We start from the raw sequence: 16,907 nt of genomic DNA on the forward strand, positions 1-16,907 counted from the left end.
GCTATGCGGCCGGCTCGACCAGTACACCCATGGCCTGGTCGAGTAGTTCGGACAACGGTATTGCCCCGCCGACGGCGGTCCAGGCGTCGGTCGCGGCGTCCAGACAGGAAATCGCCGAGCCTACGAGGGCATGGGCGCGCAGGTCGCTCGTGGATTTCGGGTCACCGGCGAGACGACGAGTGATCTCGGGCACCAGGAGGCTGTGCCAGCCCTGCGTCTTCTCCCACTGACGGGTCATCAGGGCGCAGGCGTCGTTGAGCAGTCGCATCAGGTTCAGGAACGGCTGTGGCTCGTCGGCCGTCGGCTCGGTGATCACGTCGAAAGAACGTCGCAGCGCTTCCCAAGACCGCTCCTCGGCGGGGCGCGCGGCAAGCGCCGCGGCGATCTGGGGACCGAACTCACTCATTTTGCCGAGGACGAGCTCCTCTTTGGTGCCGAAGTACCGGAAGAAAGTAGTCCGCGACAACCCGGCCTCGGCGGCGATCTGTTCGACCGTCGTCTTGTCGAAACCCTGTTCGGCGAAGAGTCTGAACGCGATCCCGCTGACCTCTTCGCGCATGGCGGCTCGTGTCCGCTCCCGCAGCGTGGAGCGCCCGGTCCTGGATGTTTCGGCCATGGGGGGAGTGTGGTACATCGACCCTTAGTGGTACTAAGTCCCATATTGGGATATAGTCTCCTGCGTTGTCTCAGTATCCCTATCGAGGAGTTCTTCCCATGAGCAAGATCTGGTTCATCACTGGTTCCTCGCGCGGCTTGGGCCGCCGGTTCACCGAGGCCGCGCTCTCGCGCGGCGACAAGGTCGCGGCGACCGCCCGCAACACCGACGCACTCGCCGATCTGGTCGCAGCCCATGGCGACGCGATCTTGCCGTTGGCCCTGGACGTCACGGACAAAACCGCTGTGACCGATTCCGTCCGGCGCGCCTATGAGCACTTCGGACGCGTGGACGTCGTCGTCAACAACGCCGGCTACGGCCTGTTCGGCATGGTCGAAGAGCTAACCGAAGACGACCTCCGCGCACAGTTCGAGACGAACGTCTTCGGCACCCTCTGGGTCGTGCAGGCGGCACTGCCCTACCTGCGTGCTCAGGGCAGCGGCCACATCATCAACGTGACCAGCCTGCTCGCCCTTGCCGCTTTCCCCACCACGGGCGGCTACACCGCCACCAAGGCTGCGGTCGAGGGTCTCTCGGACTCGCTGGCCCAGGAAGTCGCCGGCTTCGGCATCAAGGTCACAGTCCTCGAACCCGGCCCCTTCGGCACCGAGTTCAACACGTCCTCCGCCCATTCCGCACCGCTATCCGCCTACGACAGCTTCCGGGAAACGGTCAACGCCAGCTTCGCCACCATCCCGAACCCCGACCCTGCGGGCGTCGGCCCCGCACTGCTGAAGGTCGTCGACGCCGACACCCCACCCTCCCGGATCTTCTTCGGCACCTTCCCCCTCCAGATCGTCCCGCAGCTCTACGCTGACCGGGTCAAGGGCTGGCAGGAGTGGGCCGAGCTGTCCGCCGAGGCCGAGGCCGGCCTGCCGTGACGTGCGCGGAGAGACCGGACGGGTGACTACCTACCCGAAAGGTCGATGGCTGCCGCCGAATCCGACCGGCCGAGCGCATCGGCTGGCGCCGGATTTCGGGGGCGGCTCGTCGCGATGACTCCCACAGCAGTGATCGCGGCCGCAGCCAGGTCCGTGGGAATCATGCCGCCAGCAGCGCCCCACCGAACGACGGTCCGACCACCTGCCGGTATCTGACCGATCCGGACTACGGACGCAAGCCCTCACGTCGACAATCGACGACGATGTACTCGCCCACATCAGCCCGGCACACAGCGAGAAGATCAACTTGTTCGGTGCTATCGAGGTCGGCATCGACGCCGAACTCGCCGCTCGGCCCACCAGCTACCGCCCCTATGCGCGCGACCACTCCGAACGCATAGTGTCCGATCCCGCTAACCTACGGGGCGGCGACGGACACGGATCCTCGATGAGTCGAGTCAGGAATCAAAGGAGACGCGGATGGCTGCGACGGACGGCTTGTCGGCACGTGAGGCGAAGCGTCTCCAGACCAGGGAACGCCTCATGGGTGCGGCGATCGGGGAATTCAAGCGGACCGGGATGGCCGACGCCGATGTCGGTGCCATCGTTGCGGCCGCAGGGGTCGCGCACGGCACGTTCTTCTTCCACTTCCCGACCAAGCAGCACGTCCTGCTGGAGCTCGAGCTGCGCGAAGAGCAGCGCATGGTCAAGCAGCTCGGCCGTTTCCTGCGTGGCGACCGCGACCTGGCGGAGCTGCTGAACGAGGCAATTCGCCTGATCTTGGATCTCGAGCATCGCCTGGGCGTGCTGCTGTTCAAGGACTTTCTGGCGGCGCACTTCTCGCAGACGCGCCCGCCCGACGACGGTAGGGAGCATCCGCTCATCGACCTGGTGGCCCAGCGGATCGAACTCGCGCGCGACAACGGGGCGATCGACCCGGAGGTCACTCCGATCAACAGTGCGGTGTTCTTCCTGCTCGGCCTCTACGCGCTGCTGATCACCACCAGCGGATGGCCGAACCGACGAGTGCTGGTCGAGGACTACCTCATCCGAACGATGCGCAGCCTCGCACCGGCCGAATGAACACCCACAGGCTGCCGCAATCGCCATCTTGTTGACTTCAGTCAGTTTTGATACCTTTGCGAGTGCCCAGATCGGCCTTCGCGCGCCGACCCTCGTTCACAGGGGAGATCGATGTCGATTCCCGGCAAACCCACCGAGCGCCTCGTTGCCCGTGCCGACGCGGATTCAGCGAGCGCGGGACTGTCCCTCGATGAGCACGCCAGGCGATCGCGACTGGCGCAGCGTCGCGCCGACAAGTGGTTGATCAGCGGCAGTATTCTGATCGGCACTGCCGCCCTGGGGGTCTTCGGCCTTCCGCTGTTCCTGTATGGCATCCGGCTCCTGCGACGCGCCCAGCGCGACGGGCTGACGGTTCGGCCGATGCTGGTCACGCTGCTGGGCTATCTGGTTATCGTCGACGCCGCGCTCAATACGGTCGGCTGGGCGTTGGACCTGGTCGCCCATCACACATTGCTGGCCCGTGTGCTGTTGAACGGGTGGGGCAACATGTTCGACGCGGGATACTTCTGGCACTACAACGAACTCTGGGTCGGCGGCGCGGCGGGCCCCGGCGAGAAGGCGTGGGAAGTCGGATTGATCCTGACGGTGTTCTCCATGCGCATCGCCGCAGCGATCGGATTTCTCCAGATGAAGCGCTGGGGCCAGCAATGGATGATCATCACCTGCTGGCTGGGCGTGGTCATCTGGGTCGGATATGTGTTCAACATGACCATGTATGCCGATGTCCGCTACGCCGGAACCGTCTTCCCCGTCATCGGCTGGTGGCTCTACGACATCTTCTACATCAGCCCATTCCTCGCCATCCCCTACCTGCACACCGTCAACCGCGAAATCTTCTCCGACTGAACGGCTGTCGAGCATGGCCGACCGTGCGTGACATCCGGGCGCGAGCCCCTATCGTGGGCACCGGGCTCGCGTGGCCGCGTCCTGACGTGCCACATTTCAGACTGACTCAACTCAGCTAATCCTGTTCAGATCAGACCTTCCAGCGACAAAGTCTGGCCTTTGACCGTGCGTTCTAGCGATTCTACTGACCGTAGACAGCAGAACTCACGCCCACTATGCTGACTACAGTCAGCAAATTGCGCGGATGGGAGGCCTGGTGATTGCGACGGCCGGTCTCGAATCTCTGCGCCTATCTCCCGCGCCGCGGGGTGCATCCCGCCGAGTACCGGTACGGCGGCAGGGTTCGCTGACATTTGGTCATCCAATCGAGGTCAGGAGCTGGGGCCATGGGCTATCTGTGGGAAATCGCGCGCTACGCGGCGGCGTGGGGCGGCACGGTCGGGATCATCGCGTTCTGGTACTGGATGTTCTCCAACATCGGCACGTTCTGAGTGCCGCGCGCGTGAGTCATCGCGCGTCAGTAGGTGCGCGATGACCCGACTTTCGGATACGCACTCGCTGATGGTCGAGCGCAGCTGCGCGCTGACCGCGGTCGCGTTGAGCGACCGCCGCCGTGACGGTGTCGTACTCGTCACCGGTGAGCATCGTGTGTTCGGGCTGAACCCGAGCATGAAGACCGTCCAGGTGCCCTATCCGCCGCTCGCGCGGGACTGGTCTCGGCGCACCCTGACATGCGGGATCGCCTTGCAGTGCGCACCGTCGAAGGAACGGCTCACCGAATATCGGCTCAACGAGCTCAGTGGCGGTGAACTTCGCGCACTCACCATCATCGAGGCCGAGGTCGCGTTCGGCTGGATCGGGATCAGATGGCCCGGGCTGGTACCCGAAATCCTGCGCGTTGTCCCCGATCTGGAGATGGCGGCGGCGGACATGGCGGCATCGGCGATGGTTGAACGGGCCGTGACCATGGCGGCGACGGAGCGTACTCGGACACCGCACCCTCTGCTGGGACTGCTGCCGACCGCATATACGCGCCCGCTGACCGTGGCCGAGAGGTTGCGTCGCAGCTTCGGGAGGATGCCGTGGACCACCACGCAGAAGCGGCTGCCCCGACCGTATTCGACGCCCGTGGGCGGTGACGGCGGCGTACGCAATCTCAACCTCCCGCCCCCGAGCCGACCACACGACAACGATCTCGACCGCACCCCCGAGCATCGTCCTGGCATCCCGTATCCCGAATGGAACATGTGGACGCGGCGCTTCATGCCCGATCACGTGGCGGTGCTCGAACTGGCCCACATCGCCCGCGGCCCGCAGGCGGTTACCGTCACCGCGGATCTGCGCAAGTGGTTCGAGCAACACACCCATCGTGGAATGACCGACCGGCTCGAGGACGGCTCGATTCTCGATGTCGACCGATATATCGGCCACTACACCGATCTGGCGACCGGCAGAGCGGCCGAGCCCCGGATCTTCCGCGAATTGATGCCGCGCAGCCGCGATGTCGCCACCGCACTCCTGCTGGACGGGAGCTCGTCACTCGGCGTGCACGGCGGGCAGATCTTCCGCCTCGAACTCGCTTGCGCCGATGCCCTGTCCGACTCCATGCGCCGCGCACATCAACGTCACGGGATCTTCGTGTTCACAGGCAATACCCGGCATCGCGTAGAAGTGCGGCGCCTGAAGAACTTCGACGACGCGCGGTTCACACCGCCAGGCGGGCTCGGACTGCAGACCGGCGGCTACACCCGCCTCGGGGCACCGCTGCGGCACCTGACCGCACGACTGCTCGACCAGCCCGCTGAGCACCGCCTGCTGATCGTCATCGGCGACGGCCTGATCTCCGACGAGGGCTACGAGGGCCGCTACGCCTGGGCAGACGCCGCGCACGCGGTGCAGGAGGCCGACGAGGCAGGAGTGACCGTTTACTACATCGGCATCGGACCGGTGCGTGTCGACCCGCTGCCGGAGGTCTTCGGCCCACGCCGCTCCCAGCGCATCGGGCGAGTGGAGGACCTGCCACGGGTCCTGGGCCACGTCCATCGCGCACTCGTCGCCGCCTGAGATCACAACAGATCGGAAGAAACGATGACCATCGACACCTATTTCGCCGCCGGTAACGAAGTCCAGATGTTCGAGCTGGCTTTCGGCCGTCACGCTCCTGTCATGCTCACCGGCCCGACCGGCTGTGGAAAAACGCGTTTCGTCGAGCACATGGGCCTGCTGCTGGGCAGGCCCGTGGTCACGATCAGCTGCCACGACGACCTCACCAGCTCCGATCTGGTCGGTCGGTTCATGGTCGCCGGTGGTGACGTCGAGTGGCTCGACGGGCCACTGACGCGCGCGGTCAAAGCGGGTGCGATCTGCTACCTCGACGAGGTGGTCGAAGCCCGCCACGACTCGCTGGCCATCCTGCACTCGCTGACCGACCACCGCCGCACGCTCTATCTCGACCGGACGCAGGAAGTAGTGCAAGCACCGCCGACCTTCATGCTCGTGTGCTCCTACAATCCCGGCTACCGCAGTTCACTCAAAGAACTCAAACCCTCGTTCCGGCAACGATTCATCACCCTGGCGATGACCTACCTGCCGCCCGTGCACGAAGCCGAACTGCTGGCCTCCGAAACCGGGGTAGACCCCGCGGCCGCCCGGCGACTGGTCGCGTGCGCAACTTCGATTCGCCAGGCCGACAGCGCCTTCCACTTCGAACCACCCTCGACCCGCGTACTCGTCACCGCTGCGGCCATGATCGCGGCGGGTGCCACCGAGATCGCCGCCGCCGAGGCCTGCGTTCTCGCGCCGCTGAGCAGTGACGGGGCGATTACCGACGGACTGCGTGAGATCGCGGCCGCCACTCTGCTCGCTCCCGAAACCTCGACCACGTCATAGAAAGGTGCGGCCGGCATGGACCTGAAGGAACGCAAACGCAAAAGGGCACTGATCGTCTTCCAGATCGTCATCTACGGCTATCTGCTGACGATGTTCTTCATCCAGCTCTACATGTCCTTCGCCCGCGGGTGGTGGGACCTGTGACGACGTCACGACCGGCGGCCGCCGACACGCCACCACTGTCGCTGGAAGACCACCACGAACAGTCCCGCCTGGCCCAGCGCCGCGCCGACAAATGGATGATCACCGGGGCCGCCCTGATGGGCATGTGGGCACCGGGGCTGATCGGACTGCCGATCTTCCTGCGCGGTGTCCAGCTGCAACGTCGAGCCGAGCGCGCGGGTCTGTCGGTGCGTCCGATGGTCATCACCCTCATCGGGTATCTCGTACTGATCGACGGCTGTCTCAACAGCCTCGGCTGGGCGCTGGATCTGGTCGCCAGCCACACCCTCATCAACCGCGTGCTGCTGGTCGGGTGGGGCAACATGTTCGACGCCGGATACTTCTGGCACTACAACGAACTGTGGGTCGGCGGCGCGGCAGGGCCGGGCGAGAAAGCTCTGGTCGCGGGACTCATTCTCACGGTCTTCTCGATGCGCGTCGCCGCGGCGATCGGGTTCCTGCAGATGAAGCGCTGGGGCCAGCAATGGATGATCGTCACCTGCTGGATGGGTGTGGTCACCTGGGTCGTCTACGTGTTCAACATGACCATGTACGCCGATGTCCGCTACGCCGGAACCGTCTTCCCCGTCATCGGCTGGTGGCTCTACGACATCTTCTACATCACCCCCTTTCTCGCCATCCCCTACCTGCACACCGTCAACCGCGAAATCTTCTCCGACTGAACGATATTCGAGGGATACCAACATCGTGACCACACCGGCTTCGACCGACACCGAACCCGCCGACGACCTCCCGGCGGGCACCACTCCCTATTACGCGCGCATGCACACCTGGATCAAACGAGCCGTCCTGGTATGCCTGATCGCCCTCGTCTTCGAGGGCGCGTTCACGCTGCCGTTCATGGCGGTCTACTACGGCTACCCAACCCTGAGCCTGACCGAGATCTGCAGCGAATTGTACAAAGTGCGGTACTCCGACGACACCCTCGAGTGCAAATACCCTTACCCACCGCTCGGGCCACCAGAAGGCGCACAAGGCAAGGACACCGCCCAGGACGAATGGGGAATCCAGCCCACCCCGAAATACCACCGGCTCGGCTTCCGCGAACTTGTACGCCTGCACGACGAACGCGAAGCCCGCAAGGCTGCCGAGCAACAGCAAGATGCGCCCCCCTGAGCATCCAGAGTCCGTGTGACCCACAATGCCGGCAAGCACGCGATCGCGTCTGGTGATCGAACTGTCCGAAAGTCGTCGACGGTAGCGACCGTGGACTCGTCGTACTGTGTCGCGCAACTCGGGCGGGCGGCGGGTTCATCGCAGGTTGCCGACTGATCCGCACCGTAGAACCAGCGGCGAGAACCTTCCCGATCACCAGGCCGTCGAGGTGCGGGAACACGACCCCCATCGGTCCAAGTGTCCGATGCCAGTTGAGGTGACGTAGCGTTCGGGCCGCGACCAGGAGTGTGTCATGTATGTGGCAGAAGGTCGGGCGGGTTCTCTGCCAGGTTGTTGACGCAAGTCAGTGTTTCGATGCGGCCCGAAGTTGATCGAATGCTCGCAGTGATGGGGTTTGGTCAAGGAACTTCTTGATCTGGGCGGAGCAGTCCTCGATGGAGTCGGTGCTGGTATCGACTTCGAGGTCATAGATGGCCTGGGCGTGGACGGATTCGATCTGCTGGGCGGCGGTGCCGATTGGGCGGTCCCCGCGTTGCTGTTCGCGGCGCTGTAGTTCGTCGGCTGAGCAGTGGACACCGATGAAGACGACGTCGATGCCAGCGAGAACGGTCAGACAGTCGTTCAGGCGCCAAGGCTCGCTCAGGACGTGGTCCATGATGATGTCGTTGCCTGCGTGGGTCATTCCGGCGACGGCTCGGTGAAATCCTGCTCGGGTTCGTTGGAGGACTTCAGCGAGCTCGGTCGTGTCGAGTTCGTGGGTTCGGGTTTGCGAACGCATCGCGCCGATCATGTCGATGCCCATGTGAAAGAAGGGGCCTTCGAGGTCGAGCTGCAGTTGGCGCGCGAGGCTGGACTTGCCCGAACTCGACACGCCGTTGAGAAGAATGACCTGACCAGCCGTGGTTTCATCAAAGTGTTCGGTGGCGCCGGAGGGCTCAGACATGTCTTCCATAGTGGCGGAATATTCGCTGACCGGCAGGGGTGGCCGGGGCGTCGGGCCGCGGCGACTGAAGACATAATCGTGGACGGATTGATAGGTGACGGCCGCATGGTGGTCGTCGAGCAGACCTTCCCAGATCTCCCGGATGGAGATCAACGGTGCGCCGGTGAGAAGAGCGTCGATGTGCGATTCCAGTCCTCGCAGGCCAGGGCGCTCGCGACGGGGATATTTCTTGCGCGTGGGCGGGTTCGGTGATCGCAGTGCAGCCTGGACGGTGCGCCAGCCGACCTGGTGCTTGCGTTCGATGGCTCTGCCCGACATGCCCGCGAGAGCGTAGCGGCGGATGGCCGCATAGACCTGCTTTTTGGCTTCGACGTTGCGCTGCTTGCGTTTTCGTTGTTCGGCGACGATGCCGAGGCGCTTGGGCTGCCGTCGCCGGGCGGCCAGTTCGGGGAAGATGCGCAGAACAACCGGCGTGGTGCGGCCGCTGACGGTGGCGAGTTTGGCCAGCCTCGCCACCCCAGCCATCGCAGCACCCACCCCCGCGCAAACGGTAATCGCGCAAGATCTTCCAGGTCTTCATCCGGGCGAAAGCATGCTCGACGCGAGCGCGGACCTTGCGGTGGGAAATGTTGTGTGCCTGTTTCCATTCCGGCAGCTCGACACCAGCGGGATGATCAAGCCGGTGCCCTGATAGCCGCCATCCGCAATCACCACTGCGTTGCGGCAGACATCGGCCGCACCGGACTCGGTCCAGGCCCGGCAGTCGTTGCGGTTGCCCGGCAACGGCCGCCCGAGCGCGACGACGAGTTCGGTGTCAGCGTCGATCACGACCTGATGGTTGGTCGAGTACCGGTAGTTCTTGCTCTGGGCGGCGAGGTTGATCACGGGTCGGGACCAGGTGCCGTCCACGATCGACACCGCACCACGCGGGAACCGGGCCCGGGGCCGTAGCGCCAACGCCGGTCCAACGTCATCGATCACCCGGGCCGCGGCCGACTTCGAGACTCCGAACACCGCCGCGAGCTGCCGCATCGTGAGGTTGGTCCGCAAGTAGGTGGCCACCAGCAACACCCGGTCTTCGAAACACAACCCCCACGGCCGCCCCCGCAACGGCCGATCAGCGCCCTCGCGCCGCAACTGGGTAATCAGGCGAGCGAACGTGCGTGGCCGCAGCCCGGAGAACAACTCCACCATCACCGGGTCAGACGCCGAGATCACCACCGCGACACGATACCCGTTGCTGCTCAACGACTTACGGGACATCCCTCAGGCGACCTCACATCGGCAGACGTAAAGCGCTTCTGGCTCCGTGCCACACACCTACATTCGGCCTCGAGGCGCCATTTGACAGTGCGAGTACACCGCCATCTATCACTGCGAGTAACAGCCACGAGCACCACCACCTCTCGTGAATCGACTTGGTCCGCGGACACCTTGAATCCGCGTTCGAGATCCAGCGAGTGAGCCTTTCGGGTGATACGGATACGGGTGGTAGTCGATCGACAGCAGCGCATTATTCGGTGCGCAGCTCGGACGCCGACGCCTCCGTCGCGCGCAAGGCCGCCGACCCGGCGACCCGACCGCATGCATCGGCTCGAGCGAGAAGGCACACCGCGAACTCGGCTGGAAACCACAGCGCCCCAGGGCTTGACGACATCATCACCGACGCGTGGCAGCTTCATCGCGCTCTCTATGCGCGGGTGTAGCGGAGGAGACAAGAGTCTGAATCTTCGATGCGCAACAGAAGGAAGCGAACAGATCCGCTGCCTGTCCGCCGCTGCCGAGCGGCAGTGACGTTCTCAAATCGACGTCGCGTAGCCGACCGCCAACCCCACGGCATCGAACCGTGCCAGCAACTCCAGAGCATCCGTGCTGGCAGTATCCGACTCGCTCGGAGATGAGCGCAGCGCTCCCTCTTCCACGGACATAGGCGCGGGGTAGACCGGCCTTGTCCGCCCCGCACCCGCCGTGGCGTTGCCAGAAGGGCCGGGATTCCGCCAGGGGAGACACACGCACCACTCGGGGCAGAGAAAGCGCCCGCCAGCACTGCGGTTCGCACGGGGTGTCATCATCGGTACAGCGCGCTGGTCCGACGATCCTGCCGGACAAGCGTTCATGTCGCCAGGCGGCACCACTACGGGGCTTGGGGATACAAGAGCCGCCGGTTGCTGCTGGCGAGTAGCAAACCGCACCGCCCCAGTCGAGCGTCACCAGGCGTGCGTGTGGCGAGTGGCGTTAGCGCCGAATTAGCGGCTGGTACGGCGAGTCTCACCGAAGTAGAACGTTGCTCTCCACCAGATCGTATTGTAATCTCGCCAGGGGGGGGTAAGCCGCGCAAGGGCGCTCGGCCGGAATCCAAAGCTTCAGCCGACGTAAGACTGAGATAGCAGAGGGCTCAGGGGGACCGATGCCAAGTCACGACGATTCACGCGCACTGATAGCCGGCTCGCTTGCTGGCGTCGGTTTCAGAAGATCCAGTCGCCTGCTCACACCTCGAAGCAACCGTTACTGACCCGGTTTCCAATATCCTGGGCCGCCGCCCTCGCGGCGCAGTGCTGCGCGCGAGACGCGGCACGCCCGGATTCATTTCAGTAGCCCGGCGGCCGGAGTTGTCGACTGCCCGGATACGCAATCCATGCTTCACAACGAATTTTCTTGACTTCCAAGGAGTCTCATCGTGAAGGTCGACCACGACCAGCAGGACAATACTCAGCGGCAGCAGTCGCGATTCGCGCCGACAGCGCGCTGGGTGCGCGATCTGATCATCGAACGCAATACATACGCCCGCCCGAACATGCTGTTCGCGGGGCAGTCCGTCAGCGAGGAGGGGGCGCAGCTGGCCTACACGCTGAGTATGGCACATACTCCGGGGACCGAGGCTGGCGACTGTGTATCGTTCCTGGCGAATTCCACCGAAGAGGGGATCTCCGCGGCGGTCAAACTCGCGCGCCACACCGCCGCCCGTAACAACCGTTCAGGCCAAGTCCTGTTCATCGATCCGCAACAATCGCTGGCCCGGTACTTCGACCCGGTCGGCGACGGGCTCACCGACGCCCTCGTGCCCGGTGTGCGGTTGGTCGATTCCGTCAAGGAGGCCATCGACGCGCTTCCCACGGAGTCGTGGGGAGCGGTACTGATCGTCCTGTCCGCTGAACTCGACGGGCAATCGGAGGAAGTGGCGGACCTGCTGCGCACGGCGGCCGCCGACGGCGCGATGCGTATCGTCTGCGACCGTCGGCCGGTTCCGGTCGCGACCGGTGAGCGCCAGCTGCCCGCCGCCACCCTCGATGCCGATGTCTGGGTCTACGGTGAGAACCTCACCGACAACCAGGTCCCGTTCGGTTGCTCGGTAATGACGCGGCAGGCATACACAGTGTGGAACAACCCCGTCGATTGCCTCGCGCACAGCTCGACCTTCGGCGGCAACGGCGTCGCGGCTACAGCCGCACTGCACGTGCTGCGGGAACGCGGCTATCTCGACGATCGGGCCGAGCGGGCGCTTGCCGACATCATCGCCAGCCGCCGCGCCCGTAACGAAGCGTTCGCCCGCTACGTCAGTCCGCCGGCGGCCGGCTTGCTCGAGGCATTCGAGCTCGACTTCGATATCAAACAGGCTCGCGGCTCATTGTTGACCATGCGCGACGGCCAAACCCTGCTCGATTGCGCGGGTGGCGCCGGTGCGAGCCTGCGCGGACACAATCCTCCCGAGGTGCGCGCGACGGTCGCGGCGCACGACCCGGCGCACGACTACTTCGCTGACCTCGAGCAGTACTTGCACACGCTGACCGGATTCGACCATGCGTTTCCCGCGGTCAGTGGCGCCACCTGCGTCGAAACCGCCCTGACGCTGGCCAGGCTGGCCAGTCCCGAGCGGAAGACGATCGTGACCTTCCGCGGCAACTACTCCGGGAAAACCCTCGCCTCGCTGAGCATGAGCAAACACGGACCGCAACGATCGGCCACGATCCCGGAAGCGTTCCGGCCTTACTATTCGAATCTCGTCTACATCGACCCGATGAGTCCGAACGCCAAGCGTGACTTCGAACGTGCGCTCGACAACGACGACGTCGGCCTGGTCTGGTTCGAGCTCGTCCAGGGCTTTTCGTGCCGGGAGATCTCGCCAGATCTCGTCGAGATGGTCGACGAGCGCAAGAGGACTGGCGGCTATCTCATCGGCGTCGACGAGGTGCTCACCGGAGGCTGGCGGACCGGTGAAAGCTTCCTGGCCCATCCCGCGGCGATCGCCTCGGCCGACTTCACCACGTTGGCGAAACCGTTGTCCGACATGACTATTCCTATGGCAGTCATGCTGTGCCGCGTCGACGCCGTCGACCGGGCCACCCGATACGATTCCACCCTGGTGGAGCGACTGCGGTACGGGTATCGCAACGGCTTGGGCGCGCACTTGGCACTCGACGCGCTGCGCGCGGTGAATACCGTTGAGCAGCACGCTCTGCGCCGGCGCGAACTGCAGGCGCTGCGTTCCGGCCTAGAACGTCTCGCCGAATCGTCGCCGCTGTTCGAGGGGGTGGTCGGCCGGGGCAGCCACCTGCGGCTGGCGATGAACCGGCGCTGGTTCCCGCAGCGCTCGAACTCGATGCTGACGCTGGCGGTCGAGGGCTCACTGATGGACATCATGGCCAACCGGTGCCGTGTGCTGATCGCGGACCAGCGGTTCTTCCCGCCGCTGTTCGCCCGACCGGGCACGATGCAGGAGGCCGTGGATCGTCTGTCGGTCGGGCTGGCCGATGTCACTCCCGCCCATGTCTACGCGAACCTCGTCTCCCGGATCAGCGCCCATGCGCTCCGGCAGACATGGCGAACGACCCTGCGGTTCGGGACCGGAGGCCGTAGCCGGGGCAGGTTCCAGAGCCCGCCCGAGTTCGGCTCGCGGCAACGATACGACGACAGTCACCGTCGGACGCCACTCACCTCTGCCCCCACCGAATAGAGAACGGACAGGCACGCGATGACTGTGTTTGGTCACAATGACAGCGAAACGCCGAGCCGAAGTCGCTGGCGCGGGGTGTCGGGGGGCACCCTGCTCAGCGAACTCGCGCACCGATCCGCCGGGCATCGGCGCATCGTCATCGCGTGCTGGGCGGTGTTGCTGACGGTGATCGTCGGCATGGCACTGTTCCTGGGCGGGCGGACCGACGAAACCTACAGCGTGCCCGGTTCCGACTCCGGCACCGCGCAGGACGTGCTGGCTCGGGCGTTCCCCGCCATGTCCGGGACGTCGGCTACTGTCGTCTTCGCGACACCCGCCGACGGCCAGAACATCCGGGATCACGCGACGGCCATGGCGGACGTTCGTTCGGCGATCACGGCCCTGCCACACGTCGGAGCCGTCGACGACCCGCTGGCCAACGTCTCGGCCAACAATCGCGCGGCGTATGCGACCGTGAGTTATGACGTCAATGAGAACGCGCTGTCCAAGCAGGCCGTCGATACACTGCGAGAGGCCGCGGCCCCGGCCCGCGCGCAGGGACTCGACGTGCAATTCGGCGGTCCGCTGGTCTCCAACACCGCCTCCCGGGGTTCGATATGGGCTGAAGTCATCGGCGTCGCAGTGGCTTTCGTCGTGCTGCTGCTGTCGTTCGGCTCGCTGACAGCGACGCTGATCTGTCTGGGCACCACTGGTGTCGCGGTGGGAATCGGGTTGTCAGTGCTCGAACTGCTGAGCCGAGTCACCACGATGTCGTCCTCGGCGACCTCGATCGCCTCGATGATCGGTATCGGCGTGGCCATCGACTACGCACTGCTGGTGGTCAGCCGTTACCGCGGCTACATCGCGGACGGCAGGAGCGCACCCGACGCCATCGCGGCCTCGGCTGCCACCTCCGGGATGGCGGCCGTGATCGCAGGTTCGTCGGTGGTTCTCGCCTTGCTCGGACTGCTGACCGCGGGTATTCCGGCGATCTCGGCGATGGCCTACGCCACCGCGATCATGGTCGCGGTCGTGCTCGCGGCGACCTCGACCCTGCTCCCGGCGCTTCTGGCGGCGGTCGGACACCGGGCCCACTCGGTGATTCCGGCGCTGGCACGCATCGCGCTGGGCAGCGAGGCCGTGCAGCAGCGGTGGCGGCGCTGGATCGGGCGCGCTGTGCGCCATCGGTGGGGATATCTGCTGGGCAGTCTCGCAGTACTGGGGCTGTTGGCCTTCCCTGTCACGCAAATAACGCTGGGCCAACTGGACGCTGGTGTCGATCCACCGTCGACGACCCAGCGCCGCGCCCACGACCTGATCGCCGACAACTTCCCCCCCGGCACGAACAGTCCCCTCGTTGTCGTGCTGCAAGGCTCGCCCGACACGGTGCCCGCGGTGACAGATAGGGTGCACGACCGGCTCGCCGCTGATCCAGATGTCGCCGCCGTCACACCGGCGCAGACCAACCTGGATGTGGCGGTGATGACCGTGACGCCACGCGAGGCCCAGCACTCCGCGCGAACCACCGCGCTGGTGGACCGCATCCGCGCGTTGCCGGGCACACATACGGCCCCCGGCACCGCCATCCACGTCACCGGTATGGCCGCGGCCGATGCCGATCTGGCCGCGAAGATCGAATCGCGCATCCCCCTTTTCCTCGCTGTGGTGCTCGGCTTGTCGATCATCGCGCTCACTATCGCGTTTCGAGCTCCGCTGGTCGCGGTCAACGCGGCGGTGCTCAACGTGGTGTCCGTCGTCGCGGCTCTGGGTGTAGTGGTTGCGGTATTTCAATTCGGTTGGGGTAGCACGATTCTCGGCGTCGATACGCACTGGCCAATTCCGGCGTACATGCCGTTGCTGATCTTCGCGTTCATCTTCGGATTGTCGATGGACTACGAGGTGTTCATCCTGTCGCGGGTCCGCGAGGAGTACATGCTCCACGATGTCCGCGACCGTGCGGCGAACGAGCAGGCGACGATCAACGGGATCGCGGCCTCCGCCCAGGTGATCGCACCGGCAGCGCTCGTGATGATCGCCGTCTTCATCGGGTTCGCCCTTGATCCGGACGGCAACATCAAAATGCTCGGTGTCGGACTGGCTACCGCGATCGCCCTCGACGCCAGCATCATACGACTCGCGCTCATCCCCGCGGTCATGGCTGTGATCGGCCACCACAACTGGTGGCCTGGTGACCGTCGCGCTTCGAATCGCCGCAGCGCCAAAGTACTTCGAACATCGAGTACCGCCCAGCGTGAACGCGAAGACGGGTGACAGCAGTCAAACCGCCGATCGGCGGGCGGCACGGCACCCGGAGCCTGTGGCGGATAGTCCTCGTCCTCGTCCTCATCCTCGCCGTGGTCGGCGCCGAAACCTACTACCGCCACCGCACCACGAACTGCATCGCCGCGCAGGTGGAGCAGGAACTGGGCTCCAAGGTTTCGGTGAGCTTCGGTCCGAAACCGTTGCTGCTCACCGCGATCGACCACCGGATCCAATACATCGATATCGACAGCGACGACGCCGAATTCGGACCCGCCGTCGACATGAAGGTGCACGCACGGCTCAACGACATCACGCTGATCGACAACGGCCGCAGCGGCGTAGACATCGGTAGCAGCAGCGCCGAGGCCGCCTGGAGCAACGAGGGCATCGCCCAGACCCTGCAAACGCTCGTCTCGGGGGTTCGGTCCGATCCACGCACCGGCGTACTGGGCATCGAGGTGCTCGGCGGCCTTGCCGAGTTGCGAGTGCAACCGCGGATCGTCGGAGAGCAGATCGAGGTGAACACGCAGTCCGCTCAGCTATTCGGTTTCGGCCTGCCCACTGACCTTGTGGACGGCATCGTGGATCTGATGACCAAGAGCCTGCAGAGCAATCCGCTGGGTCTGAAGCCGACCGGGGTGAAGGTCACCGACAACGGCATCGCAGTCACGCTTGTCGGCGGCCCCACCAAGCTGGAAATTCAGCATAACACCGAGGCATACAACTGCTGAATGAGGTGCCCGAACTCTTCGGACTGCGACCCAGAGTAGGTGCTGCAGATAGCGGCGCTTGATCTTTCGCCAACCCAGGCGCGGATGCCTCATCATCAGCCACCGCGCGACCTTCTTCCACGAATAGAAGTACAGGTAGCGGTAGGTAGCGGCCGGGACACCGTGTCGGAAATACATACACCAACCCCGAACAACAGGTCCAAGGTGTTTGAGGAGATGTTCGAGCGACATATAGGGAGACCCTGATCTGCGAGTGATATACCGCACCTTGCCGACGATCGAGTTCAAGGACTTCTTCGACGGGTAGGTGTAGATCACTTTGCGGTTCGTCCCCTGCCTTCGTCCGGCGCTGGATACGCCAACCGAGGAAGTCGAACCCCTCATCCAT

Annotated in this window: 13 protein-coding genes and 2 pseudogenes; 11 read left to right on the forward strand and 4 right to left on the reverse strand. The window is 64.8% G+C overall.

What is annotated here, in order from left to right; genetic code table 11:
* Position 1 precedes the first annotated feature (1 nt).
* The gene (locus tag IEY60_RS31855; protein ID WP_189034243.1) at positions 2–616 is read right to left on the reverse strand and encodes a TetR family transcriptional regulator; all 615 of its coding nucleotides are present in this window, start codon (positions 614–616) and stop codon (positions 2–4) included.
* 98 nt (positions 617–714) lie between these two features.
* Here IEY60_RS31855 and IEY60_RS31860 point away from each other — a divergent pair, with 98 nt between their 5' ends.
* The 8 genes from IEY60_RS31860 to IEY60_RS31890 all read left to right on the forward strand — a co-directional run bounded on the left by IEY60_RS31860 (position 715) and on the right by IEY60_RS31890 (position 7,653).
* Positions 715–1,536: an SDR family NAD(P)-dependent oxidoreductase gene (locus IEY60_RS31860; RefSeq protein WP_189034244.1), complete on the forward strand. Its 822-nt coding sequence runs from the start codon at positions 715–717 to the stop codon at positions 1,534–1,536.
* Positions 1,537–2,016: 480 nt separating this feature from the next.
* Entirely contained in the window at positions 2,017–2,619 is a 603-nt protein-coding gene (locus tag IEY60_RS31865) for a TetR family transcriptional regulator (protein WP_189034245.1), read from the forward strand.
* Positions 2,620–2,730: 111 nt separating this feature from the next.
* Positions 2,731–3,465 carry a hypothetical protein gene (locus IEY60_RS31870; RefSeq protein WP_189034246.1) on the forward strand — a complete coding sequence of 245 codons (735 nt, stop codon included), beginning with the start codon at positions 2,731–2,733 and terminating at the stop codon, positions 3,463–3,465.
* Positions 3,466–3,996: 531 nt separating this feature from the next.
* Positions 3,997–5,529, forward strand: coding sequence for a nitric oxide reductase activation protein NorD (locus tag IEY60_RS31875; RefSeq protein ID WP_189034247.1), 1,533 nt, complete (start codon positions 3,997–3,999; stop codon positions 5,527–5,529).
* 24 nt (positions 5,530–5,553) lie between these two features.
* Positions 5,554–6,354 (forward strand): AAA family ATPase, encoded by an 801-nt coding sequence (locus tag IEY60_RS31880; RefSeq protein ID WP_189034248.1) that lies wholly within the window; start codon positions 5,554–5,556, stop codon positions 6,352–6,354.
* 15 nt (positions 6,355–6,369) lie between these two features.
* The gene (locus tag IEY60_RS36305) at positions 6,370–6,498 is read left to right on the forward strand and encodes a hypothetical protein (RefSeq protein WP_268241500.1); all 129 of its coding nucleotides are present in this window, start codon (positions 6,370–6,372) and stop codon (positions 6,496–6,498) included.
* 95 nt (positions 6,499–6,593) lie between these two features.
* Complete coding sequence (locus tag IEY60_RS31885; RefSeq protein WP_229740317.1) at positions 6,594–7,199, forward strand: hypothetical protein; 606 nt, start codon at positions 6,594–6,596, stop codon at positions 7,197–7,199.
* Between the two features lie 22 nt (positions 7,200–7,221).
* Positions 7,222–7,653 carry a hypothetical protein gene (locus tag IEY60_RS31890; RefSeq protein WP_373291795.1) on the forward strand — a complete coding sequence of 144 codons (432 nt, stop codon included), beginning with the start codon at positions 7,222–7,224 and terminating at the stop codon, positions 7,651–7,653.
* A 343-nt stretch (positions 7,654–7,996) separates the two neighbouring features.
* On the opposite strand, the gene IEY60_RS31895 is transcribed toward IEY60_RS31890, so the two are convergent.
* Together IEY60_RS31895 and IEY60_RS31900 are read right to left on the reverse strand one after the other, a co-directional pair.
* Positions 7,997–8,914, reverse strand: coding sequence for a chloramphenicol phosphotransferase CPT family protein (locus IEY60_RS31895; protein WP_308426149.1), 918 nt, complete (start codon positions 8,912–8,914; stop codon positions 7,997–7,999).
* A gap of 165 nt (positions 8,915–9,079) precedes the next feature.
* Positions 9,080–9,859: pseudogene (locus IEY60_RS31900) on the reverse strand (transposase family protein); the annotation flags it as partial.
* A gap of 1,414 nt (positions 9,860–11,273) precedes the next feature.
* Between IEY60_RS31900 and IEY60_RS31905 the strand changes: the two are divergent.
* From IEY60_RS31905 to IEY60_RS31915, 3 genes are all read left to right on the forward strand, one after another.
* Positions 11,274–13,547 carry an aminotransferase class III-fold pyridoxal phosphate-dependent enzyme gene (locus tag IEY60_RS31905; RefSeq protein WP_189034251.1) on the forward strand — a complete coding sequence of 758 codons (2,274 nt, stop codon included), beginning with the start codon at positions 11,274–11,276 and terminating at the stop codon, positions 13,545–13,547.
* A gap of 18 nt (positions 13,548–13,565) precedes the next feature.
* Positions 13,566–15,797 carry an MMPL family transporter gene (locus IEY60_RS31910; protein WP_229740305.1) on the forward strand — a complete coding sequence of 744 codons (2,232 nt, stop codon included), beginning with the start codon at positions 13,566–13,568 and terminating at the stop codon, positions 15,795–15,797.
* 83 nt (positions 15,798–15,880) lie between these two features.
* Complete coding sequence (locus tag IEY60_RS31915) at positions 15,881–16,519, forward strand: LmeA family phospholipid-binding protein (RefSeq protein ID WP_229740306.1); 639 nt, start codon at positions 15,881–15,883, stop codon at positions 16,517–16,519.
* A gap of 108 nt (positions 16,520–16,627) precedes the next feature.
* Here the strand turns inward: IEY60_RS31915 and IEY60_RS36430 are convergent.
* Positions 16,628–16,903 (reverse strand): annotated as a pseudogene (locus tag IEY60_RS36430) (group II intron maturase-specific domain-containing protein); the annotation flags it as partial.
* Between the last annotated feature and the right edge of the window lie 4 nt (positions 16,904–16,907).

This window comes from Nocardia rhizosphaerihabitans (assembly GCF_014646295.1).
GTDB classification, from domain to species: domain Bacteria; phylum Actinomycetota; class Actinomycetes; order Mycobacteriales; family Mycobacteriaceae; genus Nocardia; species Nocardia rhizosphaerihabitans.

What these genes read in the sequence shown, in the direction of transcription:
- IEY60_RS36305 (WP_268241500.1), top strand. Translation starts at nt 6,370, where the DNA reads ATGGACCTGAAGGAACGCAAACGCAAAAGGGCACTGATCGTCTTCCAG.
- IEY60_RS31880 (WP_189034248.1), top strand. Translation starts at nt 5,554, where the DNA reads ATGACCATCGACACCTATTTCGCCGCCGGTAACGAAGTCCAGATGTTC.
- IEY60_RS31855 (WP_189034243.1), bottom strand. Translation starts at nt 616, where the DNA reads ATGGCCGAAACATCCAGGACCGGGCGCTCCACGCTGCGGGAGCGGACA.
- IEY60_RS31885 (WP_229740317.1), top strand. Translation starts at nt 6,594, where the DNA reads ATGATCACCGGGGCCGCCCTGATGGGCATGTGGGCACCGGGGCTGATC.
- IEY60_RS31895 (WP_308426149.1), bottom strand. Translation starts at nt 8,914, where the DNA reads ATGTCGGGCAGAGCCATCGAACGCAAGCACCAGGTCGGCTGGCGCACC.
- IEY60_RS31865 (WP_189034245.1), top strand. Translation starts at nt 2,017, where the DNA reads ATGGCTGCGACGGACGGCTTGTCGGCACGTGAGGCGAAGCGTCTCCAG.
- IEY60_RS31860 (WP_189034244.1), top strand. Translation starts at nt 715, where the DNA reads ATGAGCAAGATCTGGTTCATCACTGGTTCCTCGCGCGGCTTGGGCCGC.
- IEY60_RS31870 (WP_189034246.1), top strand. Translation starts at nt 2,731, where the DNA reads ATGTCGATTCCCGGCAAACCCACCGAGCGCCTCGTTGCCCGTGCCGAC.
- IEY60_RS31875 (WP_189034247.1), top strand. Translation starts at nt 3,997, where the DNA reads ATGACCCGACTTTCGGATACGCACTCGCTGATGGTCGAGCGCAGCTGC.
- IEY60_RS31910 (WP_229740305.1), top strand. Translation starts at nt 13,566, where the DNA reads ATGACTGTGTTTGGTCACAATGACAGCGAAACGCCGAGCCGAAGTCGC.